This window comes from Streptococcus sp. CCH8-H5 (assembly GCF_001556505.1).
Taxonomy (GTDB): domain Bacteria; phylum Bacillota; class Bacilli; order Lactobacillales; family Streptococcaceae; genus Streptococcus.
Window position 1 is genome coordinate 1 of the sequence record NZ_LSIZ01000154.1, and the last position, 26,635, is coordinate 26,635.

Consider the following 26,635-nt stretch of genomic DNA (forward strand, 5'->3'; position numbering starts at 1 on the left):
TTCCTTTTTCTTTGCGGACGCCTATTCATCCTGGCAGAGAGGAAGCAATGAAAACGCAAATGGCTTACTAAGAGAATATTTCCCAAAGAAAACAGATTTAGCCGCTATCTCTGAGGAGGCTTTGAACAAAGCCTTATATGATATCAATCACAGACCGCGAAAATGTTTAGCTTACAGAACTGCTTGTGAAGCTCTAGAGGATGAGTTCGAGTAAATGTTGCACTTATTCTTGCAATTTATCAATAACTAAAAAAGACTTGGAAAGCAACTCACTAAGAGCAACTCCAAGTCTTTTCATTTACTAAAACACTAAACGAATCAGGGCCATAGACACTATACCGACGATTACTGCATAGAGCAGATTTTTGCTCTTAAATGCTACAATTACCGTTGGCACAGTAGCCAGTATTTCCATCCACTTAAACTGTGGCAAGTGACCAATCTTCTCAGTCGTGAGACTAGAGAGAATCAGAGTAAAGAGGATAGAAACTGGTAAGTAGTACAAAAATCGAACAACGATATCTGGTAAACCCTTGTATTTCACTAAAACAAAGGGGAGAACACGGGGCACCCAGCTAACCACAAACCCAAGTAGAATGGCAATGAGAATAAACTTATTGACGACCATCACACATCACCCCCACACTACATCCAACTAAAGTAGCCACTAAAACAGCCAAAGATTCCGACAAGAGGACACTAAAGCTCAGATAAGCCACAGCAATAGATAGTAAAATCAAGAATAGCTTACGTACGCCTTTACCTAACAAAGCATCTATCTGACTACTTAACAAACCTATAAACATGGCAATCAAGGCAAAATCCAAACCAAAAAGCTCAGGATTAGAAATCATAGAACCAATCAAACACCCAACAACTGATGATACAATCCAAACTAGATAGCTGAAAATATTGTTCCCATGCATCCAGTTCGCAGAAATATCTTTATGATGCACATATTCTCCCAACAAGACACCATAACTTTCATCCGTAATCAGACTACCAATTCCCAGCTGATTCCAGAGGCTTGTTTTTGTAAAAATCGTCGTTGCATGTAAACTCATCAACATGTTACGCAAATTAACTAAGAAAACAGTCAAGGTTAACTCACCAAGGCTAGCTCATGCAACTACTAATGCACACATAGCAAACTGAGCCGAGCCACCATAGACCAAGGCACACATGAGGCCAACCTCAAGGGCCGATAGACCAGAAGCCGCCGCTACAACACCAAAGGCTAGGCCAATAGCCACATATCCTAGGGCTGTCGGTACTGCAGCTTTTACACCTAAACGAAAGGCAGACATACTCAATTCCTTTCTAAAGGAACCTCTTACCAGACTAGTAAGAGGTTCTTCTTATTCTTCAAATCCTGCAAAGGCAAGACTTGGTTTTGCATTCAAGTCCAACTCAGCAAAATGTTTCTGATCACATTCAATGGCAGCTGCTAGGGCAATCATGCCAGCATTATCACCACAGAGACGTAAAGGCGGAATAACCACATCTACATCCGTAATTTCTTCAGCCAAACGTTCACGTAAGCCCTGATTAGCTGCTACGCCACCAGCAACAACAAGTGTCTTAACAGGATAACGTTCCAAGGCTTTCTTAGTCTTAGCTAGGAGAATATCCAACACAGCAGCTTGGAAGGAAGCACAAAGGTCCTCTTTGACTAGAACTTCTCCCTTCTGTTCTGCATTGTGATGCAAATTGATGAAAGCTGACTTTAGGCCTGAAAATGAAAACTCCAAGTGGTCTTCCTTAATCATAGCGCGTGGAAAATCATAAACATCTTTCCCTTTATGAGCCAATTCATCAATTTCACGCCCAGCTGGGTAGGTCAAACCCATCACACGCCCGACCTTGTCATAGGCCTCACCAACTGCATCATCACGTGTCTCACCAACAATCTTGTAATTTCCTGGTTCTGACACATAAACCAACTCTGTGTGTCCACCAGACACCAAAAGGGCTAGGAGGGGGTATTCCAACTCTTGCACCTCACGCGCTGCCATAAGATGCCCAGCCATATGATTAACTGGAATCAAAGGCAATCCATGTGCCCAAGCGAAGGCCTTAGCCGCTGCCATCCCGACCAAGAGCGCTCCGACCAAACCAGGACCATAGGTTACTGCTACAGCATCTAGTTGTTCAGCAGTAATACCCGCCTCTGAAAGGGCATCCTTAATGCAAAGAGTCACCACTTCCACATGGTGACGACTAGCCACCTCAGGGACAACACCACCAAAACGTTTATGGCTTTCCACCTGACTGGCAATAATATTACTCAAAAGTTCCTTCTCATTTTTCAAAACGGCAACTGAAGTCTCGTCACACGAGCTCTCCACTGCCAAAATAAATCTATCTGCCATTAGACTTCCTCTCGCCTCATGATAACTGCATCTTCTTGAGGCTCATGATAATAATTTTTCCGAATTCCTAGACTTTCAAAACCAAATTTTTTATAAAGCGCTTGAGCGACTTGATTTGAAGTCCTCACTTCTAGAAATATAGGCTCACTACGATCTTCCAAATGCTTCATCAACTGACTAGCATAACCACGCCCTTGATAAGCTTTTAAAACGGCGATATTGGTCACCTCGAGCTCACCCACCAAATTTTGAAGGGCTAAAAAACCAACAACTTCTTCCTGATCATACACATAGAAATATTCCGTAGTATCTAAAGCCAAGTCTGCTACGACTTGTTCCATCGTCCACGGAGACTTGTCATAAACATCCGACAAAATCTGATAAATCAGTTGGGCTTGCTCTTGGCTACTCAGTCTAGACGCGCTTGATGTAGTTGTCACGGTTAGTCTCCTCATGCGTCTTAAGCCAATTCTCCTCTGCCTCAACCCGCTTCAAGTAATGTGGAACAAAAGCATCCACATCAACAGAAGGCAAGGACAAGCCTAAAAGACCAATTAACTGAGCTGATGGAAGGTTAGACAAGATCGTTGCCTCTGGAAGACTTTCCTTAATCTGATCCACAAAATGAGCTACTTCACCGACAAATGTCACCTTTTCATAAACTTTAGCTTGCTCAAGAACATCTGTAAAGGCAGCATGACGATCAGGAACGATAGCCTGACCATTTTCATAAAAACCAACGTAAACATTATTACGACGGGCATCCATGATAGGAATCACAACACCGTCAACCGAAAGGTTTGTCAGCGCCTGTAGACTTGAAACCCCCACTAAATCAATGTCAAGCGCATAGGCTAACGTCTTAGCTGTTGCGACAGCCACACGAAGCCCGGTGTAGGATCCAGGCCCCTGTGCAACCACAATACGTTCTAAATCAGACGGCTGCCAGCCTGCCTGAGCAACTAAAAAATCAATGGTGGGCATTAGACTAATACTGTGGTTCTTTTTTACTGTGACAGTTGTCTCTGCCACTAGTTTCTCATCTTCCAACAAGGCTACTGATAAAGCAGTGCTAGAAGTATCAAATGCTAATATTTTCATCTTTTTTCCTTGTTTCCTTTTATGCTTTTCTATTATAACACAAGTCACTGTTTCCCAGAAACGAACATTTTCCAACTTTTTCCGCCATTTTCTTTATCTAGCCCTTATCTTATGGTACAATAATAGTAATTGTTAAACGAATCAAGGCTACTAGCTATTACTCATAAAGTGAATATCATAACGTCAAGTAAATCATAGAAAGATTAACTTGACCGGTTTTTTTATAGAATGGCAGAGCCTTTTGGAAAGAAAGGAAAACCATGATTTATAAAGTCTTTTACCAAGAAACTAAAGAGCGTAATCCACGCCGTGAACAGACAAAATCACTCTACCTAGATATCGATGCAGAAACTGAACTTGAGGGACGTATCCAAGCTCGTCAAATCATCGAAAAAAACACTGCCTATAACATCGAATTCATCGAGCTCCTCTCAGAAAAAGCCCTTGAATACGAAAAAGAAACAGGCGTTTTTGAAGTAACGGAGTTCTAAGACCATGGCATCAAAAATCAATCTAAAACCTGAAGAAGTTGGGGTTTATGCGATTGGTGGTTTGGGGGAAATCGGTAAAAACACCTATGGTATTGAATACCAAGATGAGATTATCATCGTCGATGCGGGTATTAAATTCCCCGAAGACGATCTTCTCGGAATCGACTATGTCATCCCAGACTATTCTTACATCGTTGAAAACGTTGATCGTGTAAAGGCACTTGTCATTACCCACGGTCACGAAGACCATATTGGTGGGATTCCCTTCCTTCTTAAACAGGCAAATATCCCAATTTATGCAGGACCGCTTGCTCTTGCTCTTATCAAAGGAAAATTGGAAGAACACGGACTACTTCGTGACGCACAACTCTACGAAATTAATGCTAATACAGAGCTTACTTTCAAAAATATGAGCGTGACCTTCTTCCGCACTACTCACTCAATTCCAGAACCTCTCGGTATTGTCATCCATACACCTCAAGGTAAAATTGTGTGTACCGGTGACTTTAAGTTCGACTTCACCCCAGTAGGTGAACCAGCAGACCTTCACCGTATGGCTGCACTTGGTGAGGAAGGTGTTCTTTGCCTCCTCTCAGACTCAACCAATGCTGAAGTACCAACTTTCACTAATTCCGAGAAGGTTGTTGGCCAATCCATTATGAAAATTATTGAAGGCATCCACGGACGTATTATTTTTGCCTCATTTGCCTCAAACATTTTCCGTCTTCAACAAGCTGCCGAAGCCGCTGTAAAAACTGGCCGTAAGATTGTTGTCTTCGGACGTTCTATGGAAAAAGCCATTGTCAATGGGGTTGAATTAGGTTACATCAAGGTTCCAAAAGGGACTATCATTGATCCTAGTGAAATGAAAAACTACCACGCCAGTGAGATCCTCATCATGTGTACCGGTTCTCAAGGGGAGCCTATGGCGGCCCTTGCACGTATCGCCAATGGGATGCACCGCCAAGTGACACTACAACCTGGTGACACTGTCATCTTCTCATCTAGTCCTATTCCAGGGAACACCACTAGCGTTAACCGTCTGATTAATACCATTCAAGAAGCTGGTGTTGATGTTATCCACGGTAAAATCAACAATATCCATACCTCTGGACACGGTGGTCAACAAGAGCAAAAACTAATGCTTCGTTTGATCAAACCAAAATTCTTCATGCCTGTTCACGGTGAATACCGCATGCAGAAAGTCCACGCAGGTCTTGCTGTTGATTGTGGCGTTCCAAAAGATAATATCTTCATTATGGAAAATGGTGATGTCTTAGCCCTAACAAAAGACTCTGCTCGTCGTGCAGGTCACTTCAATGCCCAAGATATCTATGTTGATGGTAATGGTATTGGGGATATCGGAGCCGCGGTTCTTCGTGACCGTCGTGATCTTTCTGAAGATGGTGTCGTACTTGCCGTAGCTACTGTTGACTTCAAGTCTAAGATGATTCTAGCTGGTCCAGACATCCTCAGTCGTGGCTTCATCTATATGCGTGAATCTGGCGATCTTATCCGCGAAAGCCAACGCATTCTATTCAATGCTATTCGTATCGCTCTTAAGAATAAAGATGCTAGCATCCAATCTGTTAACGGAGCTATCGTCAATGCTTTACGACCATTCCTATATGAAAAAACAGAACGTGAACCAATCATTATTCCAATGATTCTCACACCTGATAAATAAAAAAATGGTAGCCATCTAGCTACCATTTTTTAAGTTTAAATCTAGTCCAATACACAATCCTTCAGTAAGTAAAAAAGCGCTATAAGCGCTTCTTTTCGTTTTATGCACCTGGATAAATGTAAGATACTGAACCTGGTGTTAGTGAATTTTGTGGATCAAACCAACCACGATAGTTATTGATTTGTTGTTGACCTTGATAATTTGACTCCAAGATTTGAATTTGACCATCTTGACCAACTTGTGTTACATAACCAACGTGACCATAACCACCATCAGTCCAACATACAATTGATCCTGTCACAGGTGTTGAACCTACAGCATAACCTTGGCTAGCAGCGCTTCCGGCCCAATCGCCACCATTACCCCACCAGTTACTTGCCCATGGAGCTACTTCCTTAACACCCCATGTACATTGACCAACTGGATAACGATTCCAAGTAGCATCTGAATCAGTAGCTGTTACCTCTGAAGAAGAAACTTCTGTTGTTTCTTCAACTGCCGTAGTAGCTCCTGAAACTTCCAAGCTTCCACCAGGAACAATTGTTGACCAAATAGTCATGCCATTTTCAGCTGCTAATTGATAAGGATCTACACCATATTGACTAGCAATCCCGAAGAATGAATCTCCATTTTGAACTGTATAAGTATCAGCATTAACTGTTTGTGCGACTGTAAGACCGAGCAATAATGCACTTGAGGCTGCTGCCAAAGCAGCTTTTTTTGTAGTTTTCATATTTCCCCCTGAATAAGATTAATATGAAATTAGTTTAACACTCTCATATTTTAATGCGATTAAGGAGGAATAAAGAAATATGACAAAAGAAAACAGCTCAGTTAAAACTACGTAATTTGTCCAAGAACTTAATAAATTTAAAAGAAAAAGAAAACCAGGCATAACCTGATTTTCAAATTTAATTCCTTAATAAATGTCCAAGTAGTTATCAATTTCCCATTGTGAAACAAAGGTAGCATAGCTTGCCCATTCCATACGTTTCGCATCAAGGAAGTTTGTATAGATATGATTACCCAAAGCTTGACGAACCACTTCATCTGTTTCCAATGCTTTAAGGGCGTTACGAAGTGTTGATGGCAAATCAATAATACCTGCTTCTTTACGTTCTTCAGGAGACATTGAGTAAATGTTTGTTTCAACTGGATCTGGAGCATCAATCTTGTTAATAATACCATCAAGACCAGCTTCCAAAAGAACAGCAAGTGCCAAGTATGGGTTTGCCATTGGGTCTACCGAACGCAATTCCAAACGCGTACCCATACCACGAGACGCAGGAACGCGGATCAATGGTGAACGGTTGCTACCTGCCCATGCAATATATACAGGAGCTTCATATCCAGGAACCAAACGTTTGTAAGAGTTAACTGTTGGGTTAATAATTGCAGTATAGTTGTATGCATGTTTCATCAAACCACCAAGGAAGTAGTAAGCGTCTTGAGACAATTGCATACCACGTGGATCCTCTGGATCAAAGAATGCATTTCCTTCTTCAGTGAAGAGAGACATGTTACAGTGCATACCGCTACCAGCAATACCATATTTAGGTTTCGCCATAAATGTCGCATAAAGACCATGTTTGCGAGCGATTGTCTTAACAACCAATTTGAAAATTTGGATATTATCACAAGCCTTCAAAACATCTGTATACTTGAAGTCGATTTCATGTTGACCAACCGCCACTTCATGGTGAGATGCCTCAACATCAAATCCCATTTCTGTCAACACATTAACGATTTCACGACGTGTGTTGTCTGCAAGGTCAGTTGGAGCAAGGTCAAAATAACCACCTTTATCGTTAACTTCAAGCGTAGGATTACCTTGCTCATCTAATTTGAAAAGGAAAAATTCTGGTTCTGGTCCAAGGTTAAATGATTTATAACCAACTTCTTCCATATGACGCAAAGCTTTTTTCAAGTTACCACGAGGGTCACCAGCAAATGGTTCACCCGCAGAAGTATAGATATCACAAATAAGACCAGCTACTGCACCATTTTCATCGCCCCAAGGGAAAACTGTCCACGTATCAAGATCTGGGTAAAGATACATATCAGATTCGTTGATACGAACAAATCCCTCGATTGATGAACCATCAAACATAGCTTTATTTGAAAGTACCTTATCCAACTGTTCATCTGTCGCAGGAATTTCAACGTTCTTCATAACACCAAGGATATCAGAGAACATTAAACGCAAGAAAGTAACATTCTTCTCTTTGACTTCGCGACGAATATCAGCTGCTGTGATTGCCATAATAGGGGTCTCCTTTATAAAAACCAAAAATAAAAGTTCAAAGCGTAATTAGATACGCAAGTTACCAAATTGTTGTGACGGGGTCGTAAAACGGCCTTGCTGAAGGAGTTCATCATGCAAGATACGTCGAACGTCCGCATCTGTTAAAGCCACTTGTTTTTGTTGGGCACGAACTTCACGCTCTTCGTACTCATGTTTAATCGCTGCAATATTGTAACCATCATCCAAAAAATCTTTGATTTCCAATAAACGATCCATATCATTTAATGAGTACATCCGACGATTTCCAGCTGTACGTTCAGGTTGAATTAAACCTTGATCTTCATAGTAACGAATTTGACGAGCGGTTAAATCCGTCAACTTCATAACTGTTCCAATCGGAAAAACAGCTAGAGAACGCCTTAATTCTTTCTCTCTTGCCATGATCATCCTCCTTTCCTAACAATTATATTCTGAATATTTCTACATGTCAACAGTTTATGTCACTTTTTCTTACACAATAAGCAATTACCGAACATTACATTGTATATTCGCTCTAATTTAAGGATTTTATCGAAAAATCATAAAAAATAGAGTCCAATAGAACCCTATCATTCTTATTTTAAATGTTTAAGTAGCCAATCATAATCATAATTGACAAGGATTGCTATAAAGACTCCACAGAAAGTTTCAAAGACTCTAGCAATAACATAAGTAAAGGTATTATCAGGCGGAATAGACAAGGTAATAATCAAAAGTGCAGCCACACCACCAATAACACCAGAAGCATTATTAAAAGACACATTAATGACAATCGTTAACATTGTCAAAATTGGAACCAATAGCAAGGTCACCCAAACTGAATGATGAAACCACATATTCACAAAGTAAAATAATAACGACAAAAGACCTCCAACCGTATTCGCAAAAATACGTGATTTACCAAACTGAATACTTCTATCAAAGTTTTCTCGAAGACTAAAGACTGCTGTCAAACAACCAATCTGAAGCCCTTCCCAACCTAAAGCAGAAAAAAGACCTAAAACAAGAAAGACAGCAAGTCCCGTCTTAAGTGTACGCATACCAAATTTAAATTTTTTCGGTTCAAATTTCAATCCCATTTTACCATTTTAACATGATTATGAACCATTTGGCTACTTATACAGTATGTTACTGCAAAGTTCTAACTAATAATCGCCAATTTTTAGAGAGAAACTTACTTTCCAATAATAGTTTTAGCCTCTATCAAACACTCAATGAGATGACACAAAAAAGAGTTGGTTTCCCAACTCTTATCATTCTAATAGACTTATTTATCAGTAAGTGCAGCCAATCCTGGAAGTTCTTTACCTTCAAGAAGTTCCATAGAAGCACCACCACCAGTAGAGATCCATGAGAATTTATCTGCACGACCAAGGTTGATAGCTGCGGCAGCTGAATCACCACCACCGATGATTGATTTAACGCCTGGTTGTTTTACGATAGCGTCCATCACACCGATTGTACCAGCTTGGAAGTCAGGGTTTTCAAATACACCCATAGGTCCGTTCCATACAACTGTTTTCGCACCAGTCAAGGCTTTATCGAATTCAGCAATTGATTTAGGACCGATATCCAAACCAAGGAAACCTGGGTCTACTGCTTCACCTTCAGTGTCTTTCACTTCAGTGTAGTCAGCAAATGCATTAGCTTCTTTTGAGTCAACTGGCAAGATCAATTTACCGTTTGATTTTTCAAGAAGAGCTTTAGCAACATCAAGTTTATCTTCTTCTACAAGTGAGTTACCGATTTCGATACCTTGTGCTTTGTAGAACGTGTAAGTCATACCACCACCGATAAGAACTTTATCAGCTTTTGCAAGAAGGTTTTCGATAACACCAATCTTATCAGATACTTTAGAACCACCAAGGATAGCTACGAATGGACGTTCTGGAGTTTCAACTGCTTCTTTAATGTAAGCAATTTCGTTTTCAAGAAGGAAGCCAGCAACAGCTTTGTCAACATTTGCTGAGATACCAACGTTAGATGCGTGTGCACGGTGAGCTGTACCGAATGCATCGTTTACGAAGATACCATCTCCAAGTGATGCCCAGTATTTACCAAGTTCAGGATCGTTTTTAGATTCTTTCTTGCCATCAACATCTTCAAAACGAGTGTTTTCAACCAAGAGAACTTGTCCATCTTCAAGAGCATTAACAGCTGCTTCCAATTCTGCACCACGTGTAACGCCTGGGATAAATTTAACGTCTTGACCCAATTTCGCAGCCAAGTCAGCGGCTACAGGAGCAAGTGATTTTCCTTCCTTATCAGCTTCTTCTTTTACACGTCCAAGGTGAGAGAAGAGGATTGCACGTCCGCCTTGTTCAAGAATGTACTTAATAGTTGGAAGAGCAGCAGTGATACGGTTATCGTTAGTGATCACGCCATCTTTTACAGGTACGTTGAAGTCAACACGAACGAGAACTTTTTTCCCTTTCAAGTCAACATCTTTAACAGTCAATTTAGCCATTTGATCAGACTCCTTAATTTTTTAATACGTTTTCATTATATCACAAAATGCATAAAAGAGATAGCAAAATCAGAAGGATTTCTAGCTTATTGCTAGTATAATACATTTATCATATAATCAAAATAGAAAGGTAAAAAAGCTATGAAAAAACAACTAAACAATAGGCAGCAACAAGCTGACTATGATCTAAATGTAATCCTCATTCTTACCCTTGTTCCTCTTCTACTCTTTCTTACTTTTAAACCAACTCTTTTTTCCTACACTAAGCAAACCTCAGTACCACTATGGCTTCGATTAATCTTATTAGCCAGTTGTCAATTTGCCATTGCAGGCTTGGGAACCAGCACTGTTATGCTTTATCGTAAAGAATCTTTCAGATACTTTAGATTAATCACAAAAAATCTAGTTCCTACCCTTTTTCAATCTCTTCTTATAGCCTTACCACTTATCATATTGAAAGTAGTTACTCACCAGATTCATTCCTATCTACCTCTTCAATCAATACAATTAACAAAAGAAGTAATGATACAATCATTTCCTAGTAATATCCTAGCATACCTATTCATCTGTCTTATTTGGGGATTCTGGGAAGGATTTAACTATGTAGTCATCGCTGAAAAGATACGCATACGTTTTCCATCTCCTTACTCTTGGTTAGATAGTGGAGCAATAACTTGTGCGATTTTTTGCCTTCTTATCCATGGAATCATTGGTTTTGATATCTATACCTTATTTGAAGCACTTACCGTTTTTATACTAATTTATGGTATGCTAGCCATTCAAAAACACAATAAAAACTCCTGGGGTTGTGTCATGCTCTTTCTACTTATTTGGAATTCCTTCTAGCTTATTCATAAATCACAATACTACTGAGATTATAACAGCCAATTTATACGCCTGTTTTATTATTTTGAGAAATAAAAAAAAAGAGCCGAAGCTCTTCTTTTTATACAATTGAATTATTTAGCGATTTTCGCGAAGTATTCAAGAGTACGTACAAGTTGTGAAGTGTATGACATTTCGTTGTCGTACCAAGAAACAACTTTAACCAATTGTTTACCATCAACAGTTTGTACTTTAGTTTGAGTTGCATCAAACAATGAACCGTAAGAAATACCTACGATATCTGAAGATACGATTGGATCTTCAGTGTAACCGAATGATTCGTTTGAAGCTGCTTTCATAGCTGCGTTCACTTCATCAACAGTAACGTCTTTTTCAAGAACTGCTACCAATTCAGTAACTGATCCAGTTGGAACTGGAACACGTTGTGCAGCACCGTCAAGTTTACCGTTCAATTCTGGGATAACCAAACCGATAGCTTTAGCAGCACCAGTTGAGTTAGGAACGATGTTTGCAGCACCAGCACGTGCACGACGAAGGTCACCACCACGGTGTGGTCCGTCAAGGATCATTTGGTCACCAGTGTAAGCGTGGATAGTAGTCATCAAACCTTGTTTAACACCGAAGTTATCTTGCAATGCTTTAGCCATTGGAGCCAAGCAGTTTGTAGTACATGAAGCACCTGAGATAACTGTTTCAGTACCGTCAAGGATGTCGTGGTTAGTGTTAAATACGATTGTTTTAACATCGTTTCCACCAGGAGCAGTGATAACAACTTTCTTAGCTCCACCTTCGTGCAAGTGTTTTTCAGCAGCATCTTTCTTAGCAAAGAAACCAGTTGCTTCAAGAACGATTTCTACACCGTCGTTAGCCCAGTCAATTTGTTCTGGGTCACGTTCAGCAGAAACTTTAACGAATTTACCGTTAACTTCAAATCCACCATCTTTAACTTCAACAGTACCGTCGAAACGACCTTGAGTTGTGTCGTATTTCAACAAGTGTGCAAGCATAACTGGATCTGTAAGGTCGTTGATGCGTGTAACTTCAACACCTTCTACGTTTTGGATACGACGGAAAGCAAGACGACCGATACGACCGAAACCGTTAATACCAACTTTAACTACCATTAGTGATTTCCTCCTTATGAAAATCAAATAAATATAATTTTGAGAGCAAGCTCTCCCTATTGTGAAAAGATTAACTTGAGCGCTTTCAATTCAACCTTTCAACAGTCATATTATATAATTTTTTTCAAAAAATTGCAAATAGAAAAGGCACTTACTTTCATAAGTACCTTAACTTTATAAGTTCTAATTAAGCTTCACCAGAATTTTTCTTGATGATTTCTTCTTGAACTGATTTAGGTACATCTTCATAGTGGTCAAATACCATCATGAATGTACCACGTCCTTGAGTTGCAGAACGAAGTGTTGTTGCATAACCGAACATTTCAGCAAGTGGAACATATGCACGAACAATTTGGCTGTTACCATGTGCTTCCATACCATCAACACGTCCACGACGAGCTGTAACGTGACCCATAACATCACCAAGGTTTTCTTCAGGAACAGTGATTGTTACAAGCATCATTGGTTCAAGGATAGTTGGTTGTGCAGTCTTAGCAGCTTCTTTAAGTGCAAGAGACGCAGCAATCTTGAAGGCAGTTTCAGATGAGTCGACATCGTGGTATGAACCATCGTAAAGTTTAGCTTTGATATCAACCATTGGGTATCCAGCAAGGACACCGTTAGCCATAGATTCTTCCAATCCTTTTTCTACTGCAGGGATGAATTCACGTGGAACCACACCACCGACGATAGCATTTTCGAATTCGAAACCTTTACCTTCTTCATTTGGAGTAAATTCAATCCAAACATCACCAAACTGACCTTTACCACCAGATTGACGTTTGAAGAAACCACGTGCTTGTGTAGCTGCACGGAATGTTTCACGGTATGATACTTGTGGAGCACCTACGTTTGCTTCAACTTTGTGTTCACGTTTCAAACGGTCAACAAGGACATCAAGGTGAAGTTCACCCATACCAGAGATAACTGTTTCACCAGTTTCAGGGTTAGTTTCAACACGGAATGTTGGATCTTCTTCAGCAAGTTTTTGAAGACCGATACCCATCTTATCTTGGTCAGCTTTAGTCTTAGGCTCAACCATCAATTGGATAACTGGTTCTGGAACTTCGATTGACTCAAGAATAACTTTAGCTTTTTCATCAGTCAATGAGTCACCAGTTGTAGTATCTTTCAAACCGATAGCAGCAGCGATATCACCGGCATATACTTGTTCAATTTCTTGACGGCTGTTAGCGTGCATTTGAAGGATACGTCCGATACGTTCACGTTTACCTTTAGATGTGTTCATTACGTATGAACCTGATTGAAGGATACCTGAGTAAACACGGATAAATGTCAAACGACCTACAAATGGGTCAGTCATGATCTTGAAGGCAAGAGCTGCAAATGGCTCATCATCAGATGCTGGACGAGTTTCTTCTTCGTCTGTATCTGGGTTGATACCTTTGATTGCAGGGATATCAAGTGGGCTTGGAAGGTAATCGATAACCGCATCAAGCATCAATTGAACACCTTTGTTCTTGAAGGCAGAACCACAAAGAACTGGGAAAAATTCAACATTGATTGTTGCACGACGGATAGCTGCTTTCAATTCCTCGTTAGTGATTTCTTCACCTTCAAGGTATTTCATCATCAAATCTTCGTCAGTTTCAGCAACTGCTTCGATCAATTTTTCACGGTATTCGTTTGCTTGATCAACGTAATCTGCTGGAATATCTTCTTCAAGAATATCTGTACCAAGGTCATTAGTATAGATTTCAGCTTTCATTTTAATCAAGTCAATGATACCACGGAAATCATCTTCAGCACCAATTGGCAATTGGATTGGGTGTGCGTTTGCTTGAAGGCGATCGTGAAGTGTGCTTACTGAGTAAAGGAAGTCTGCACCGATTTTATCCATTTTGTTGGCAAATACGATACGTGGAACACCATACTCAGTTGCTTGACGCCAAACTGTTTCAGTTTGAGGTTCTACACCTGATTGAGAGTCAAGAACGGTTACGGCACCATCCAATACACGGAGTGAACGTTGTACTTCGATTGTGAAGTCCACGTGTCCTGGTGTATCGATGATGTTAACGCGGTGACCATCCCATTGTGCTGTTGTAGCGGCAGATGTGATTGTGATACCACGTTCTTGTTCTTGCTCCATCCAGTCCATTTGTGATGCACCTTCGTGAGTTTCACCGATTTTGTGGATTTTACCAGTGTAGTAAAGGATACGCTCTGTTGTAGTTGTTTTACCGGCATCGACGTGGGCCATGATACCGATATTACGAGTTTTTGCAAGTGAAAATTCGCGTGCCATTAGGTTTATTCTCCTATAAATATTTTAGTTTACTTATTTATTATAACATTATTGTCAAAAAACGGATAGGCAGGACCTACCCGTTTTTTCACTAATATTTAACTGGTTTTCAAATGATATGAATGATATTATTTGAATTCAAAGTCAGCTTATTACAAATCCATAATCTAAGCTTATGAATATATGACTGTAATTCAGCTTGAAACTTATGATTACCAGCGGAAGTGTGCAAAGGCACGGTTTGCTTCAGCCATTTTGTGAGTATCTTCACGTTTCTTAACTGATGCACCAGTGTTGTTTGCAGCATCCATGATTTCTTTTGCAAGACGATCTTTCATAGTGTGTTCACCACGCGCACGTGATGCGTTAACCAACCAACGAAGACCAAGAGTTGTACGACGTTCTGGACGAACTTCAACTGGGACTTGGTAGTTTGAACCACCGACACGACGTGCACGTACTTCAAGTACAGGCATGATGTTGTCCATAGCTGTTTCAAATACTTCAAGAGCATCGTTTCCAGTTGCTTCTTTAATTTGCTCGAAAGCATCGTATACGATTGTTGCAGCAGTACCACGTTTACCGTCAAGCATTACACGGTTGATAAGACGTGTAACGATTTTTGAATTGTACAATGGATCTGCCAATACTTCGCGTTTAGGCGCTCTATTTTTACGACTCATTTTATCTTATCTCCCTTCTTATCCTTTAGGACGTTTAGCACCGTATTTAGAACGGCTTTGTTTACGATCAGCTACACCTGCAGTATCAAGTGCACCACGGACGATGTGGTAACGTACCCCTGGAAGGTCTTTTACACGTCCACCACGGATAAGAACAACGCTGTGTTCTTGGAGGTTGTGTCCGATACCTGGGATGTAAGCAGTAACTTCAATAAGGTTGCTCAAACGTACACGAGCGAATTTACGAAGGGCTGAGTTAGGTTTCTTAGGTGTCATTGTTCCAACACGTGTTGCAACACCACGTTTTTGTGGTGAAGATACGTTAGTTTGAACTTTTTTGTGGCTGTTGTAACCAACGTTCAAAGCTGGTGATTTAGATTTAACAACTTTTGATTGACGTGGTTTACGAACCAATTGGTTAATTGTAGGCATCTACATTCTCCTGTGTTTTTTATTTTTGGTTGATATGGCACTTGGTGACAGCCCATATCTGTGTGTACTTTTGCAACTTATGTCAGCACGTCTCTGTACACTTTTGAGAGACCAAAAGTAAAAAGTACCGTCTAATATAATATCATTTTTCGATGGTTATTGTCAACAGTTTCTTGTTAAAAAGAAAAATTCCTAATCATCAAATTAGGAATAATATCGTGGATTAATTACTTGTCAAAAATATTACCAACTTCAACTTCTACCTTCTGTGCTTTTACATCAATATCAGAAACCGTAAGTAATGATTTATAGTCATGGATATCACGATCACCTTTGGCATTTTCTGCGAATACAGCTACACCTACTAACTCACTATCAAATTCTGAAAGCAAGCTAATCATACCCGTAATGGTACCACCACCTTTAAGAAAATCGTCAACAATAAGGACGCGGCTATTGGGTTTCAAACTACGTTTTGAAAGGAACATCTTTTCAATACGGTCACTTGAACCACTAACGTAGTTTACCGATACAGTTGAACCTTCTGTAATTTTTAAGTCACGACGAACAATAACAAACGGAATGTTTAAGACATCTGCTACTGCATTTGCTAAAGGAACTCCTTTAGTTGCTACAGTCATAACGGCATCAATTTTTTGTCCCTTAAAGGCACTGGCAATGATACGACCAACATTTTTCAAAATAGACGGTGTACTCAATAAATCAGATAGGTAGAGATAACCACCTGGTAAGATACGATCACTCTCTGAAAGACGTTTACAAAGATCTTCAACCAGACTTCTTGCATCTTCATCAGAAATGGTCGGTGTAAACATAACACCGCCAGATGCACCAGTTACTGTTTCGATTTCTCCTATTTGACTTTCCTCAAAAGCTTTTTTAATGATAGCAACATCTTCTGAGATTGAAGACTTAGCAGCTTCATATCGCTCTGCAAAAGTATTGAGACTTGTCAATTGATAGGGATTATTAATTAGGTAGTTTGAAATCACTACCATGCGTTCACTTCGTTTTAATTTCATATGTTACCTATATTTTCTGTACTTTTTAACTATTATACCATAATACAGCAAAAAACGAACATTTTCATATAAAATGCTCGCTTAATTTCGATTTTAATCAAATTTTGGCTTGTAGAAGGAACGATTATCCATAGCAAAGAGACGATTTGTCATTTCTCCTGGTCCTACTAGGTTAAGAGCTGTCGTCATCATCATCATACTGGCATCAAGATTATCAATCATATGAATAATTTCTGCTTCCATAATACGCGGGCGAACTGGGCTACCATACTCCAGTTGTCCGTGGTGGCTGAGAATAACATGACGCAAAACAACGACATCCTCACGCGTATCGTCAATATTAAGTTCCACAAGGACCTTGGTAATTTCTTCATCAATCAAGGCAATATGACCAATTAAGTTCCCACGAACCGTATACTCAGTGTTTTCAGGACCAGTAAGTTCAATAACCTTAGCTAAATCATGAAGCATAATCCCTGCAAAAAGTAGACTCTTATTGAGCTCTGGATAAATATCTCCAATGCTGTCCGCTAGGCGAACCATAGTAGCCGTATGATAGGCTAGTCCACTTTCAAAAGCATGGTGATTTGTTTTAGCAGCTGGAAAAGTGAAAAACTCTTTATTATACTTTCGATAAAGAGCACGAACAACACGCTGCCAAGTTGCTTCCTCAATCTTGAAAATCATTTGCTCTAGGTATTCGCGTACTTCAGTAGGATTTACCGGTGGTTTCTCTTTGAAATCAGCTGGATCATTTGTCTCACCAAATGTAGGCAAGCGTAAGGTTATTTGGTTTACCTGAGGAGTATTATTATAAACTTCTCGACGCCCCTCCATATGCACTACTTTACCTGCGGTAAATTCTTCGACATTATAAGGCTGAGCATCCCACAGGTTTCCTGAAATCTCTCCAGTATCATCCTGAAAAGTAAAGGCAATATAATCCTTTCCTGCTCTTGTCTTACGTACCTCTGCACGCTTAATCAGATAAAAACCTTCAAAATACTCGTCTTTTTTCATTTGATTAATCTTCATGCTTGTCCTCGTTTTCTAATCGTGGTAAATCTAACAAACTTTGTGTCGCACTGTCTTGATAGGTTTCAATTGTATCAAGAGCTCTAACAATTGCCCTACTCCTTGTGTTGAGAAGACTATCGACTGTTTTACTTGCTGTATTCAATTGTCTCTGAGCTTTAGCTAACATATCTCCAAACTTGCTAAATTCTAGTTTGACATTGCCTAAAACCTTACTAATATCATCTGCATTCTTTTGAATATTCAAAGTTCTAAATCCTACGGACAATGAATTCAAGAGTGCTGATAAAGTTGACGGCCCTGCGATAACAATATTCTCCTCGCGACGAAGGGCATCAAAGAAGGCTGGTTGGCGTACTACCTCAGCATAAAGTCCTTCCGTCGGCAAAAATAATATACCAAAATTTGTGGTTTCAGGTGGGTTAAGATACTTCTTGTTAATATCCTTGGCAAATCGCTTAATACTAGTCAAAAGAGACTTACGGTGATTCTCAATTTCCTCTTTATTACCAGACTCATAAGCATCTTCCAGACGATAGTAATCTTCCAAAGGAAACTTAGAATCAATGGGAAGGTAGATATATTCGTCTTTATGGTTTCCTGGCATTTTGATTGCATATTCAACTCGTTCACTTGAACCTGATACCGTAGGAAATTCTCGTTCGTACTGATTAACAGTCAATATGTCTTCAATAATTTGTCCTAATTGAAGCTCTCCCAGAATGCCTCGTGTTTTTGTATTTGAAAGGACCTTGTTAAGACTTCCGACATCCTTGGCTACATTTTTCATTTCCCCTAAGCCCTGGTTAACTGACTCTAACTGTCTTGAAACTGTCTCAAAAGAGGCTTGTAAACGTGTTTGTAGGGTTTGCTCAAGTTTCTCTTCAACTGTCTGACGCATTTGTTCCAAACGTTTCTCATTGGAATCCTGCATATCTTTAACAGCTTTGGTTAAGCTTTGGTTTATTTGCTCAAGACGTTGGTCAGAACGGTCTCGATTATCAGACAAATTTTGATGTAAAACTTCTCGGATATCTGTCAACTGTTGATATAGTTCCATCTGCAATTGGTTCAATTGCTTTGTCGTTTCCAGTTGGTTTGTCTTAGCAAAACTTTCCAATTGGAACGAAATTTGATCTGAAAGATTATCTGCATTTTCTTCCAAACTCTTATTAATCTGTTCTTTTAACTCCATATTTCTCAAGAAAAGAACAATAAGAATCCCAAAGCTTAATAAAGTTAAAAGTGTAAGTAGATAGATCATACTAACTCCTATCTTTAGTCTGGATGACAATCACATATCCATTTGGCACAATCACTTGAATTGGACCATCAACAAATTCATTACTAGAGTAGATTTTCTTTTGAAAATAATTCATACTAGTTAATTCGTATTTTGCTCCCAAAATCGTCAGTTCTCCATCACCTTCATGTAAAAAAGAAACATATGTCATTCCAGGTTCTGGTAACAAGTTATGACTTCCTTCTGGATAATAAGTAATCTTATTTTGCTTATCCTGCAAACAGATATGCCTCATAAAAGGAGCTAATTCAGGATCACTGACCAAAAATATATTTGATAACATATGATCAATTCTGCCACCAAAAGCACCGAAAATAGTTACTTCCGCCTCAGGATATAATTGAAATACAATTTTTAGGGCTAACTCTGTATCCGTGTCATCCTTTTCAGCTGGAGCAATCCTACAATCTTTGGCAGCTGATTGAATCATCTCTAACTCTGACCGCGATACTGAATCAAAGTCTCCGACAGCCAAATCAAGAGGTAAACCTAACTCCAACAAACGTAAGCACGCGCGATCCACCCCAACAAAATAATCAAAATCGGTAGTGAACCACTCTAGCTCACCACCGACAAATAAAGCTATTTTAGGCATCGATAGCATCACGAAGCGTTTGAACTTGCGCTGTCAAATCAGGATTTTTGAAGAGGTAAGAGCCCGCTACAAAAACATTAGCCCCCGCCTTGGCACATGCTGCAATGGTGTTGTTATCTACACCACCATCAACTTCAATATCGAATGAATAGCCACCTTTTTCGCGAAGCTCAACAACACGCTCTACTTTAGACATCATTTCTGGAATGAACGCCTGACCACCAAAACCTGGATTTACAGTCATAATAAGTACTTGATCCACTAAATCAAGTACAGGAGTAAGTGCCTCGACTGGGGTTCCAGGATTAATCACAACACCTGCTTTCATACCAGCAGCTTTGATTTTCTGGAGGGCACCATGGATATGTTTAGTGGCTTCAACATGAATAGTCATGATATCTGCACCAGCTTGTGCATAGGCATCCACATAACGCTCAGGATCAACAACCATAAGGTGGCAATCAAAAACCAACTTGCTATGTTTACGCATGCTAGCGACCACATCTGCTCCCCAACTGATATTAGGGACAAATTGACCATCCATAATATCAATGTGAACATATTCCGCACCTGATGCATCAATACGAGCTAGTTCTGAAGCAAAATTAGCGTAATCAGCAGCTAGGATAGACGGAGCAATTTTATAAGACATGAGAGACCTACTTTCTTTTTACAGTTTTTTTATATGTTTCACGACGGTTTTCAATTTCACTTAAAAATTGAAGGTAATTATCATAACGGACTTGCCATATTTGGCCATCTTCAACCTCATCCTTAACAGCACAAGAAGGCTCATGGGTATGAGTACAAGAACGGAATTTACAGCCATGACTAGCTTGACGGATTTCTGGAAAAGCTTCACTCAAGTCCTCTGCATTATCCACTTCATAATCTAGCGAAGAGAATCCTGGTGTGTCAGCAATCTTCCCTCCATGAACATCATAAAGACTTACAGCCCTTGTAGTATGACGCCCACGACCTAAACTGTCTGAAATCTCACCTGTTTCTAAATGTAACTGTGGGGCAATACGGTTCAACAAGGTTGATTTTCCAACACCTGTCTGTCCCATAAAGACTGTTATTTTAGCAGTCAAGAGCGGCAATAGTTCTTCCAAACTGAAGATAAAATCAAAACCAATTTTTTGATACTGTTTTTGAATGGCTTTCATTTCTGAATCATCTTCAACCAAATCCATCTTAGAAATATAAATTACAGGTTTTATATTTTTATGCTCTAGTAAAACCAAGAAACGGTCCAGAAGATTACTATTGAAATCCGGTTCCTTAGCAGACATAATGACCACAGCCTGATCTATATTGACAATGGGTGGGCGCACTAAGCTATTGATTCGTTGACCAATTTTAAGGATATAGCCTTCTGAATTTTCCTCTGCTGAAAATTCGACAAAATCCCCAACGTAAGGTGTTTGTCCTTTTTTTCTAAAATTTCCTCGCGCACGCGTCTGGTATACAACACCATCATGCTCTACATAATAGAAACCTGCCAGTGCTTTGATAATTCTTCCTTGCAAGTGAACTCCTCAATCGTTTAATAGCCCTATTATACCACAAAACAACACGCTTTTCTGATCCAAAACAAACCACATTTCCATTTCCTTAAGCTCCTTGCATTTTTAGTAATTTGCAGTATAATAATCCTATCACTGCGGAGGTGGTGGAATGGCAGACACGCATGCTTCAGGCGCATGTGCTTTTTCAAGCGTGAGGGTTCAAATCCCTTTCTCCGCATAGCTAAAAATCCCACTGAAATTCAGTGGGATTTTTGAATTATAGACCTGCTTCACTCAAAGCATCTGATAAGTGTGCAAAATCAGAAATAGATAGAGCCTCTCCACGAATAGAAGGTTTTATATCAGCAATTTCCAAAGCCTGCTCAAGTTTGGTTTTCACTTCTTCAGATTTACCAAAATGATTTGTTAAATTATTCCACAATGTCTTACGACGATGGACAAAGCTAGCCTTAGCCACTCGGAAAAGGAAATCCTCATCTTTAACTTCAACCAACGGTTGTTCACGGCGCGTCATCTTCAAAATTGCTGAGTCAACATTCGGGGCTGGTACAAAGACTGTACGAGGGACAACAAATGCCACTTTAGCGGTCATATAATACTGCACAGCAATTGATAGAGAACCATAAGCCTTGCTATTAGGCTCTGCAGAAATGCGGTCAGCAACCTCTTTTTGCATCATAACAACAAATTCTGCAAAAGGAATCTTACTCTCAATCAAATGCATCAAGATTGGCGTCGTAATATAATATGGCAAATTGGCGACTACCTTAATTGGTAGTTCTGGATTTTTAAACTCTTTGACACGTGTCTGTAAATCCGCCTTGAGAACATCTTCATTAATTACGTTAACATTTTCATGATTACGTAATGTATCCTCTAAAATCGGAACCAAGCGATCATCAATTTCAAAAGCCATAACTTCCGCAGCATTTTCAGCTAAGAATTCTGTTAATGCTCCGATACCAGGTCCAATTTCGATTACATTGACACTTTTATCAATCTCTGCCGTATCAACAATTTTTTGTAAAATATTTGTATCTGTTAAGAAGTTCTGTCCAAAAGACTTCTTAAAGGTAAAGCCATGGCGTTCAAGGACAGCCTTGGTCACGCTATAATCTGCAATTCTCATTTATTCTCTTTTCTTATTATTTTCACGATTTTTATACTTGGACACAAAACAGGTCCAAACCCTTAATTATCCCAACCTCAATAATAAGCTACTTAGTAGCGATTTGATGTTAAAATCACTGGTAATCTAGTAATTTGACATAGCCTCTTCTAGCTCCTCTAATGTGATTCCAAACAATTCCAAACGCTTTAAAAGCTGCTTTCCATTGCAATAACCAATACGAAGCGCCTCGCCCAAATATTCTCGACGCTTTCGACTATCTGCTCCCATTAGCAGCCCTAACTTCATAAGATTTAATTTACTAATATCAAACTGATTATCATCATCGTAACTACCTAAAACTCCAGATAAGGCCTTTTGAAGATCCTCAAAACTCGCATGCTCAACACCCAATGAACGACCTTTAGTCTTAGATTTTGGTGTTGCTTCCCCACGGTTTAAAAAAGCATGCTTTGCTGTCGGAACAGCTTCCATAATGATTTTACGGATACGTTCACCATTATAGTCTGGATCAGTAAAAACAATCACTCCGCGTAAGTCATTAAGCTTATCGATACGCTCTAAGTCATCCTCATTAATAGCGGATCCTCTAGTCTCATAGGTATCCACCTCATAAAAACGTCTCAAATTTGCCGTATCATCCTTACCTTCTACGACGATGACTTCTTGAATCTTTATTCTATTCATCCAGACCAAAAATCCTCATCGCATTGTCATAAGTAGCCCTAGCCACTTCTTCACTCGTTAAACCACGAAGCTCAGCAATCTTGTCTACTACGTAACGTGTATAGCCTGTACGATTCTCACGACCACGTTTGGGAACAGGTGCCAAATACGGTGCATCCGTTTCAACCAGAATCTTATCTAAAGGTAACTTCTGAGCAGCTTCTTGGACATCCAAAGCCTTCTTAAAAGTTACAACACCTGAAAATGAAATCATCATTCCAAGATCAACAAATTTTTGAGCTATTTCTAGGGATCCTGAGTATGAGTGCATAATCCCCCCACGAGGACCAACACCAACTTCTTTAATAACAGCGTAGGTATCCTCAAGTGCATCACGTGTATGGACAACAAAAGGTAAATTGTGTTCCTTTGACAAAGCTATTTGACGCTTAAAGACATCAATCTGAGTTTCTTTAGGATCTTCCATCCAATAATAATCCAAACCGATTTCCCCAAGTGCCACTACTTTCGGATTATCCAATTGTGATACAATCATATCCTCAATTTCCTGAGAATAGGAACCCGCTTCCGTAGGATGCCATCCAATCGTACTATATAATTGATCATATCTCTCTGATAGTGCTAAAGATTTATTTATTGTTGGTTTATCAAAACCGACAATATTCATTTTAACAACACCTAGTTCAGCTGCAAAATCTATTTCTTCTTGTTCTTTTCCTGCAAAATTATCCACATTAAGATGGGTATGCGTATCAAAAATTTCAATCATAGCTCTATTATAACAAAAACGAGCGAGCATAGCTCACTCACCTTTTCATTTTATTAAACAAAGAGTCGCATATATTCTCTCTTTGTACAACGATTCATTACAATATCCTGTCTATTCGCTTGACGAAGAATAGTCTCAGCCTCCTCATTCTCAAGACCAATTTGACTCCAAAAAACTGTTGCATCCGTTTCAAGAAAATCATAGGCAACATCTGGTAAAAGCTCACTTCGTCTAAATACATCAACAATATCAATCGAAAATGGGATATCTTTAAGATGAGCATAAACATGCTCTCCTAGAAGCTCCTGACCTTCTAGTTTGGGATTTACTGGTATAATACGATAACCAGCAGCTTGTAGAAAATGAGCAACCTGATAAGATGCTGCCTCCTTGCGATGAGATAAACCAACAATTGCAATCGTCTTTGCAGATTTTAAATAAGATTCTATAACCTCATCACCAGGATTTTGAAATGAATAAGACATATGATTCTCCTCGTCGTTTGAATAAACTAAAAATAAAAATCCCCAAACGGGACTGTGACGATTAGTTAGCTAAGCTCGGCAACGATAGCTTTAATTTGTTCTTTTGTATGTACACCTGCTACTTGCTTAACAACCTTACCATCTTTTTTGAAGAGTAAAGTTGGAATAGACATAATTCCAAACTTCTGAGCTGTTTCTGGGTTCTCATCAACATCAATTTTAACAATCTTAAGTTCATCTTCTGAAATTTCTTCAGAAAGTTGCTCAAGAATTGGTGCTTGCATCAAGCAAGGCCCACACCAAGTTGCCCAAAAATCAATCAAAACGAGGCCTTCAGCTGTTTCTTGTTCAAATGTAGCATCTGTTACTACTTGTGTCATTTAATCATCCTCCTAGACATTATAAAACTTTTGTAGACCTATTCTATATGATTCTAAAGGCTATTGCAAGAATTTGACACATACATAAAAAATTCTTATCAAATATTAGTCATTACCTATCATAGACATCACTTGCCCACAGGCAGTCTTGGGAGTATAATAATAAAAAACTATAAAAATAGAAATGAGTAAATATGGATAAAGATGCAATGATTACCTATCTCATAGGTGAACTCAAAAAAGAAAATCTAGAATTACATGATTTGATTATCCCAGAAGAACTCGAGGAAAAACAAAAACTTCTCAGAGCACTCTTTAATACACGTAAACCAATGGCAGCATCAACACAATTCTTAACAATCCAAGACCTTTACCTACAAGTTAGAAAAGGAGAAAGAGGATTTGTACAACTCAGTTCGCTCCAGCCCATTCCACAAGATGATCGAATCTACCTCTGGAAAGGTGATATTACAAGACTCGAAGTAGATGCAATCGTAAATGCAGCTAATAAAACCTTACTTGGATGTATGAAACCACTTCATGATTGTGTAGATAACGCTATTCATACATACGCAGGTGTTCAGTTACGCCAAGCTTGTTTCGAGCTCATCTTAGAACAAGGATATGAAGAACCCGTTGGCATGGCTAAAATCACCCCAGCTTACAATCTTCCTTCTGCCTTTGTCATTCATACAGTAGGTCCAAAAATAGTAGACCAACCGACACAAATTGATGAGGATCTTTTAGCAAAAAGTTATCTTTCAGTATTAGCACTAGCTGAGAAAAATAACATTGAATCAATTGCTATACCATGTCTATCAACTGGAGATTTCAATTTTCCAAAACAAGAAGCTGCCAAAATCGCCATTCAAACAGTCAAAACCTTTATTGACGAGTCAAGTATAATAAAAAAAGTAATATTTAACGTATTTGATGATGAAAATTTAGCTATTTATAAAAAACTCCTTGCCAAATAAAAGAAGAAAATCGATTTGATTTTCTTCTTTTTTATTGCATAACTGAATGCTCTTTTAAAAGATTAAAAAATGACGAATAATCTCTTTTAAGATTGACAAAACTACCGCCCTTAGACAAGAAACTATGTTCAGAAACAGCTGTACAAACAAGGATTCCGTTTTGATTTACCATATTGTATACAAAAGTAAGTTTAGCAGATTTAACTCTTTTAACATTAATCTCGATAGAAATTACATCTGCAAAAGTAGAAGTAGCTTTATAGTCACAGGAAATTGAAGTAACAGGAGAGATAATTCCCTCCTCTTCAATTTTTTCATAAGGCCAACCTATCTCTCTTAGAAAAAAAGTTCTCGCCTCTTCCATCCATCGAACATAATTAGAATGATGAGTAATACCCATTCGATCTGTTTCATAATACTGGACCTCGTGTTTACAAATAAACATAAGAACCTCCAAAAAGACTAAGAAATAAAATCTAAAATATCATCCTCAGAAAGAGATGAGTCACATACAACCTTAGCAGCTCCATTTTCTGAAACAAAGAGAGCAGGAACTGTAGCAATACCATATCTTTTACGTAAAGCTTGAATATCTTCTAATTCTTCACTATTTTCGCTATTAATATAGAAAATAGTAAGATTTGAATTACGTGCCACATTTGATAATTTAGGTTCAAAAAGTTGACAATATGGACAAGAAGGACGTCCAATAAATAAAATAAATTTTTCAGCTGTATCAATATTCTCCTTAGCCGAAGAAACAGAAATAGGTGTAAAAGCAGATGCAAAATTTGACATAGAATACCTCTCAATTTAAAATATAGTATTATCATATCTGAAATTTAAACTTTTAACAAGTAAATAACTTAACAAAAAAAGCTAGACCTGCGTCTAGCAATGAGAATTATACTCCGCCAGTAGGACTCGAACCTACGACATCATGA

At 39.0% G+C, this 26,635-nt stretch carries 31 protein-coding genes, 1 tRNA gene and 1 pseudogene; 6 read left to right on the top strand and 27 right to left on the bottom strand.

The features are described from left to right. On the top strand, window positions 1-214 hold a 214-nt coding region (locus tag AX663_RS10015), incomplete at its 5' end, for an IS30 family transposase (RefSeq protein WP_156430784.1). Window positions 215-301: 87 nt separating this feature from the next. On the opposite strand, the gene AX663_RS10020 is transcribed toward AX663_RS10015, so the two are convergent. The 5 genes and pseudogenes from AX663_RS10020 to tsaB form a co-directional block, all read right to left on the bottom strand. Then, on the bottom strand, window positions 302-628 hold the full coding sequence (locus tag AX663_RS10020) for an AzlD domain-containing protein (protein WP_060973388.1): 327 nt from the start codon (window positions 626-628) through the stop codon (window positions 302-304). Then, a pseudogene (locus AX663_RS10025) lies at window positions 615-1,307 on the bottom strand (AzlC family ABC transporter permease). Before AX663_RS10025 ends, AX663_RS10020 begins: the two are co-directional and overlap by 14 nt. Before the next feature lie 51 nt (window positions 1,308-1,358). Continuing rightward, a complete protein-coding gene (gene tsaD, locus AX663_RS10030) occupies window positions 1,359-2,372 on the bottom strand; it encodes a tRNA (adenosine(37)-N6)-threonylcarbamoyltransferase complex transferase subunit TsaD (protein ID WP_060973389.1) in 1,014 nt (337 codons plus the stop codon). Next, window positions 2,372-2,827, bottom strand: a complete 456-nt coding sequence (rimI, locus tag AX663_RS10035; protein WP_060973390.1) for a ribosomal protein S18-alanine N-acetyltransferase — start codon at window positions 2,825-2,827, stop codon at window positions 2,372-2,374. The genes tsaD and rimI overlap by 1 nt, the downstream gene beginning before the upstream one ends. Next, complete coding sequence (gene tsaB / locus AX663_RS10040; protein ID WP_060973391.1) at window positions 2,787-3,473, bottom strand: tRNA (adenosine(37)-N6)-threonylcarbamoyltransferase complex dimerization subunit type 1 TsaB; 687 nt, start codon at window positions 3,471-3,473, stop codon at window positions 2,787-2,789. Before tsaB ends, rimI begins: the two co-directional genes overlap by 41 nt. A gap of 260 nt (window positions 3,474-3,733) precedes the next feature. Between tsaB and AX663_RS10045 the strand changes: the two genes are divergently transcribed. Both AX663_RS10045 and rnjA read left to right on the top strand, forming a co-directional pair. Then, a complete protein-coding gene (locus AX663_RS10045) occupies window positions 3,734-3,964 on the top strand; it encodes a DNA-dependent RNA polymerase subunit epsilon (RefSeq protein ID WP_002884752.1) in 231 nt (76 codons plus the stop codon). 4 nt (window positions 3,965-3,968) lie between these two features. After that, entirely contained in the window at window positions 3,969-5,651 is a 1,683-nt protein-coding gene (gene rnjA, locus AX663_RS10050; RefSeq protein ID WP_002884294.1) for a ribonuclease J1, read from the top strand. A gap of 100 nt (window positions 5,652-5,751) precedes the next feature. On the opposite strand, the gene AX663_RS10055 is transcribed toward rnjA, so the two are convergent. The 5 genes from AX663_RS10055 to AX663_RS10075 all read right to left on the bottom strand — a co-directional run bounded on the left by AX663_RS10055 (window position 5,752) and on the right by AX663_RS10075 (window position 10,402). Further along, window positions 5,752-6,384 (bottom strand): CHAP domain-containing protein, encoded by a 633-nt coding sequence (locus AX663_RS10055; RefSeq protein WP_002891908.1) that lies wholly within the window; start codon window positions 6,382-6,384, stop codon window positions 5,752-5,754. Between the two features lie 186 nt (window positions 6,385-6,570). Continuing rightward, the gene (glnA, locus tag AX663_RS10060) at window positions 6,571-7,914 is read right to left on the bottom strand and encodes a type I glutamate--ammonia ligase (RefSeq protein ID WP_002884322.1); all 1,344 of its coding nucleotides are present in this window, start codon (window positions 7,912-7,914) and stop codon (window positions 6,571-6,573) included. 48 nt (window positions 7,915-7,962) lie between these two features. Continuing rightward, window positions 7,963-8,337: a MerR family transcriptional regulator gene (locus tag AX663_RS10065; protein ID WP_008535631.1), complete on the bottom strand. Its 375-nt coding sequence runs from the start codon at window positions 8,335-8,337 to the stop codon at window positions 7,963-7,965. A gap of 173 nt (window positions 8,338-8,510) precedes the next feature. Then, window positions 8,511-9,014, bottom strand: a complete 504-nt coding sequence (locus AX663_RS10070; protein ID WP_037602725.1) for an FUSC family protein — start codon at window positions 9,012-9,014, stop codon at window positions 8,511-8,513. Between the two features lie 188 nt (window positions 9,015-9,202). After that, a complete protein-coding gene (locus AX663_RS10075) occupies window positions 9,203-10,402 on the bottom strand; it encodes a phosphoglycerate kinase (protein ID WP_002884739.1) in 1,200 nt (399 codons plus the stop codon). A 141-nt stretch (window positions 10,403-10,543) separates the two neighbouring features. On the opposite strand from AX663_RS10075, the gene AX663_RS10080 reads away from it, so the two are divergent. Continuing rightward, a complete protein-coding gene (locus tag AX663_RS10080) occupies window positions 10,544-11,248 on the top strand; it encodes a hypothetical protein (protein ID WP_060973392.1) in 705 nt (234 codons plus the stop codon). 113 nt (window positions 11,249-11,361) lie between these two features. On the opposite strand, the gene gap is transcribed toward AX663_RS10080, so the two are convergent. From gap to rsgA, 10 genes are all read right to left on the bottom strand, one after another. After that, window positions 11,362-12,372 (bottom strand): type I glyceraldehyde-3-phosphate dehydrogenase, encoded by a 1,011-nt coding sequence (gap, locus tag AX663_RS10085; protein ID WP_002884461.1) that lies wholly within the window; start codon window positions 12,370-12,372, stop codon window positions 11,362-11,364. A gap of 187 nt (window positions 12,373-12,559) precedes the next feature. After that, window positions 12,560-14,641, bottom strand: a complete 2,082-nt coding sequence (gene fusA / locus AX663_RS10090; RefSeq protein ID WP_002891917.1) for an elongation factor G — start codon at window positions 14,639-14,641, stop codon at window positions 12,560-12,562. Between the two features lie 212 nt (window positions 14,642-14,853). Beyond that, the gene (gene rpsG, locus AX663_RS10095) at window positions 14,854-15,324 is read right to left on the bottom strand and encodes a 30S ribosomal protein S7 (RefSeq protein ID WP_002884746.1); all 471 of its coding nucleotides are present in this window, start codon (window positions 15,322-15,324) and stop codon (window positions 14,854-14,856) included. An 18-nt stretch (window positions 15,325-15,342) separates the two neighbouring features. Then, window positions 15,343-15,756 (bottom strand): 30S ribosomal protein S12, encoded by a 414-nt coding sequence (rpsL, locus tag AX663_RS10100; protein ID WP_002884809.1) that lies wholly within the window; start codon window positions 15,754-15,756, stop codon window positions 15,343-15,345. A gap of 227 nt (window positions 15,757-15,983) precedes the next feature. Next, window positions 15,984-16,799 (bottom strand): pur operon repressor, encoded by an 816-nt coding sequence (purR, locus tag AX663_RS10105; RefSeq protein WP_060973393.1) that lies wholly within the window; start codon window positions 16,797-16,799, stop codon window positions 15,984-15,986. Between the two features lie 93 nt (window positions 16,800-16,892). Beyond that, entirely contained in the window at window positions 16,893-17,834 is a 942-nt protein-coding gene (locus tag AX663_RS10110) for a 3'-5' exoribonuclease YhaM family protein (protein ID WP_060973394.1), read from the bottom strand. Further along, window positions 17,824-19,098, bottom strand: coding sequence for a DNA recombination protein RmuC (gene rmuC / locus AX663_RS10115; RefSeq protein WP_060973395.1), 1,275 nt, complete (start codon window positions 19,096-19,098; stop codon window positions 17,824-17,826). Before rmuC ends, AX663_RS10110 begins: the two co-directional genes overlap by 11 nt. Window position 19,099: 1 nt before the next feature. Beyond that, a complete protein-coding gene (locus tag AX663_RS10120; RefSeq protein WP_060973396.1) occupies window positions 19,100-19,732 on the bottom strand; it encodes a thiamine diphosphokinase in 633 nt (210 codons plus the stop codon). After that, window positions 19,725-20,384 carry a ribulose-phosphate 3-epimerase gene (rpe, locus tag AX663_RS10125; protein WP_060973397.1) on the bottom strand — a complete coding sequence of 220 codons (660 nt, stop codon included), beginning with the start codon at window positions 20,382-20,384 and terminating at the stop codon, window positions 19,725-19,727. Before rpe ends, AX663_RS10120 begins: the two co-directional genes overlap by 8 nt. A gap of 7 nt (window positions 20,385-20,391) precedes the next feature. Further along, complete coding sequence (gene rsgA / locus AX663_RS10130) at window positions 20,392-21,264, bottom strand: ribosome small subunit-dependent GTPase A (RefSeq protein ID WP_060973398.1); 873 nt, start codon at window positions 21,262-21,264, stop codon at window positions 20,392-20,394. Window positions 21,265-21,398: 134 nt separating this feature from the next. Between rsgA and AX663_RS10135 the strand changes: the two genes are divergently transcribed. After that, window positions 21,399-21,481: transfer RNA gene (locus tag AX663_RS10135), tRNA-Leu, on the top strand. Window positions 21,482-21,520: 39 nt separating this feature from the next. On the opposite strand, the gene rsmA is transcribed toward AX663_RS10135, so the two are convergent. The 5 genes from rsmA to trxA all read right to left on the bottom strand — a co-directional run bounded on the left by rsmA (window position 21,521) and on the right by trxA (window position 24,714). Beyond that, window positions 21,521-22,393 carry a 16S rRNA (adenine(1518)-N(6)/adenine(1519)-N(6))-dimethyltransferase RsmA gene (rsmA, locus tag AX663_RS10140; protein ID WP_060973399.1) on the bottom strand — a complete coding sequence of 291 codons (873 nt, stop codon included), beginning with the start codon at window positions 22,391-22,393 and terminating at the stop codon, window positions 21,521-21,523. Window positions 22,394-22,519: 126 nt separating this feature from the next. Beyond that, complete coding sequence (gene rnmV, locus AX663_RS10145; RefSeq protein WP_060973400.1) at window positions 22,520-23,080, bottom strand: ribonuclease M5; 561 nt, start codon at window positions 23,078-23,080, stop codon at window positions 22,520-22,522. Next, entirely contained in the window at window positions 23,073-23,849 is a 777-nt protein-coding gene (locus tag AX663_RS10150; RefSeq protein ID WP_060973404.1) for a TatD family hydrolase, read from the bottom strand. Before AX663_RS10150 ends, rnmV begins: the two co-directional genes overlap by 8 nt. A 53-nt stretch (window positions 23,850-23,902) precedes the next feature. Next, window positions 23,903-24,334, bottom strand: coding sequence for a CoA-binding protein (locus AX663_RS10155; RefSeq protein WP_060973401.1), 432 nt, complete (start codon window positions 24,332-24,334; stop codon window positions 23,903-23,905). A gap of 65 nt (window positions 24,335-24,399) precedes the next feature. Next, a complete protein-coding gene (gene trxA, locus AX663_RS10160) occupies window positions 24,400-24,714 on the bottom strand; it encodes a thioredoxin (protein WP_060973402.1) in 315 nt (104 codons plus the stop codon). A gap of 194 nt (window positions 24,715-24,908) precedes the next feature. On the opposite strand from trxA, the gene AX663_RS10165 reads away from it, so the two are divergent. Further along, window positions 24,909-25,691, top strand: a complete 783-nt coding sequence (locus tag AX663_RS10165; RefSeq protein WP_049546079.1) for a protein-ADP-ribose hydrolase — start codon at window positions 24,909-24,911, stop codon at window positions 25,689-25,691. Between the two features lie 31 nt (window positions 25,692-25,722). Here AX663_RS10165 and AX663_RS10170 read toward each other — a convergent pair whose 3' ends face one another. Both AX663_RS10170 and traF read right to left on the bottom strand, forming a co-directional pair. Next, window positions 25,723-26,136: an acyl-CoA thioesterase gene (locus AX663_RS10170; protein WP_060973403.1), complete on the bottom strand. Its 414-nt coding sequence runs from the start codon at window positions 26,134-26,136 to the stop codon at window positions 25,723-25,725. Window positions 26,137-26,153: 17 nt separating this feature from the next. Then, complete coding sequence (gene traF, locus AX663_RS10175; RefSeq protein ID WP_060971720.1) at window positions 26,154-26,489, bottom strand: conjugal transfer protein TraF; 336 nt, start codon at window positions 26,487-26,489, stop codon at window positions 26,154-26,156. Window positions 26,490-26,635 lie beyond the last annotated feature (146 nt).

Bases quoted from the DNA above. Each gene is read 5' to 3' on its own strand.
- tsaD (WP_060973389.1), bottom strand. From the start codon at position 2,372: ATGGCAGATAGATTTATTTTGGCAGTGGAGAGCTCGTGTGACGAGACT.
- AX663_RS10020 (WP_060973388.1), bottom strand. From the start codon at position 628: ATGGTCGTCAATAAGTTTATTCTCATTGCCATTCTACTTGGGTTTGTG.
- gap (WP_002884461.1), bottom strand. From the start codon at position 12,372: ATGGTAGTTAAAGTTGGTATTAACGGTTTCGGTCGTATCGGTCGTCTT.
- glnA (WP_002884322.1), bottom strand. From the start codon at position 7,914: ATGGCAATCACAGCAGCTGATATTCGTCGCGAAGTCAAAGAGAAGAAT.
- rmuC (WP_060973395.1), bottom strand. From the start codon at position 19,098: ATGATCTATCTACTTACACTTTTAACTTTATTAAGCTTTGGGATTCTT.
- rpsG (WP_002884746.1), bottom strand. From the start codon at position 15,324: ATGAGTCGTAAAAATAGAGCGCCTAAACGCGAAGTATTGGCAGATCCA.
- AX663_RS10120 (WP_060973396.1), bottom strand. From the start codon at position 19,732: ATGCCTAAAATAGCTTTATTTGTCGGTGGTGAGCTAGAGTGGTTCACT.
- AX663_RS10075 (WP_002884739.1), bottom strand. From the start codon at position 10,402: ATGGCTAAATTGACTGTTAAAGATGTTGACTTGAAAGGGAAAAAAGTT.
- trxA (WP_060973402.1), bottom strand. From the start codon at position 24,714: ATGACACAAGTAGTAACAGATGCTACATTTGAACAAGAAACAGCTGAA.
- AX663_RS10170 (WP_060973403.1), bottom strand. From the start codon at position 26,136: ATGTTTATTTGTAAACACGAGGTCCAGTATTATGAAACAGATCGAATG.
- rpe (WP_060973397.1), bottom strand. From the start codon at position 20,384: ATGTCTTATAAAATTGCTCCGTCTATCCTAGCTGCTGATTACGCTAAT.
- AX663_RS10110 (WP_060973394.1), bottom strand. From the start codon at position 17,834: ATGAAGATTAATCAAATGAAAAAAGACGAGTATTTTGAAGGTTTTTAT.
- rimI (WP_060973390.1), bottom strand. From the start codon at position 2,827: ATGAGGAGACTAACCGTGACAACTACATCAAGCGCGTCTAGACTGAGT.
- tsaB (WP_060973391.1), bottom strand. From the start codon at position 3,473: ATGAAAATATTAGCATTTGATACTTCTAGCACTGCTTTATCAGTAGCC.
- purR (WP_060973393.1), bottom strand. From the start codon at position 16,799: ATGAAATTAAAACGAAGTGAACGCATGGTAGTGATTTCAAACTACCTA.
- rnjA (WP_002884294.1), top strand. From the start codon at position 3,969: ATGGCATCAAAAATCAATCTAAAACCTGAAGAAGTTGGGGTTTATGCG.
- fusA (WP_002891917.1), bottom strand. From the start codon at position 14,641: ATGGCACGCGAATTTTCACTTGCAAAAACTCGTAATATCGGTATCATG.
- rnmV (WP_060973400.1), bottom strand. From the start codon at position 23,080: ATGAATAGAATAAAGATTCAAGAAGTCATCGTCGTAGAAGGTAAGGAT.
- AX663_RS10155 (WP_060973401.1), bottom strand. From the start codon at position 24,334: ATGTCTTATTCATTTCAAAATCCTGGTGATGAGGTTATAGAATCTTAT.
- AX663_RS10150 (WP_060973404.1), bottom strand. From the start codon at position 23,849: ATGATTGAAATTTTTGATACGCATACCCATCTTAATGTGGATAATTTT.
- AX663_RS10165 (WP_049546079.1), top strand. From the start codon at position 24,909: ATGGATAAAGATGCAATGATTACCTATCTCATAGGTGAACTCAAAAAA.
- traF (WP_060971720.1), bottom strand. From the start codon at position 26,489: ATGTCAAATTTTGCATCTGCTTTTACACCTATTTCTGTTTCTTCGGCT.
- rpsL (WP_002884809.1), bottom strand. From the start codon at position 15,756: ATGCCTACAATTAACCAATTGGTTCGTAAACCACGTCAATCAAAAGTT.
- AX663_RS10055 (WP_002891908.1), bottom strand. From the start codon at position 6,384: ATGAAAACTACAAAAAAAGCTGCTTTGGCAGCAGCCTCAAGTGCATTA.
- AX663_RS10045 (WP_002884752.1), top strand. From the start codon at position 3,734: ATGATTTATAAAGTCTTTTACCAAGAAACTAAAGAGCGTAATCCACGC.
- rsmA (WP_060973399.1), bottom strand. From the start codon at position 22,393: ATGAGAATTGCAGATTATAGCGTGACCAAGGCTGTCCTTGAACGCCAT.
- AX663_RS10080 (WP_060973392.1), top strand. From the start codon at position 10,544: ATGAAAAAACAACTAAACAATAGGCAGCAACAAGCTGACTATGATCTA.
- AX663_RS10065 (WP_008535631.1), bottom strand. From the start codon at position 8,337: ATGGCAAGAGAGAAAGAATTAAGGCGTTCTCTAGCTGTTTTTCCGATT.
- AX663_RS10070 (WP_037602725.1), bottom strand. From the start codon at position 9,014: ATGGGATTGAAATTTGAACCGAAAAAATTTAAATTTGGTATGCGTACA.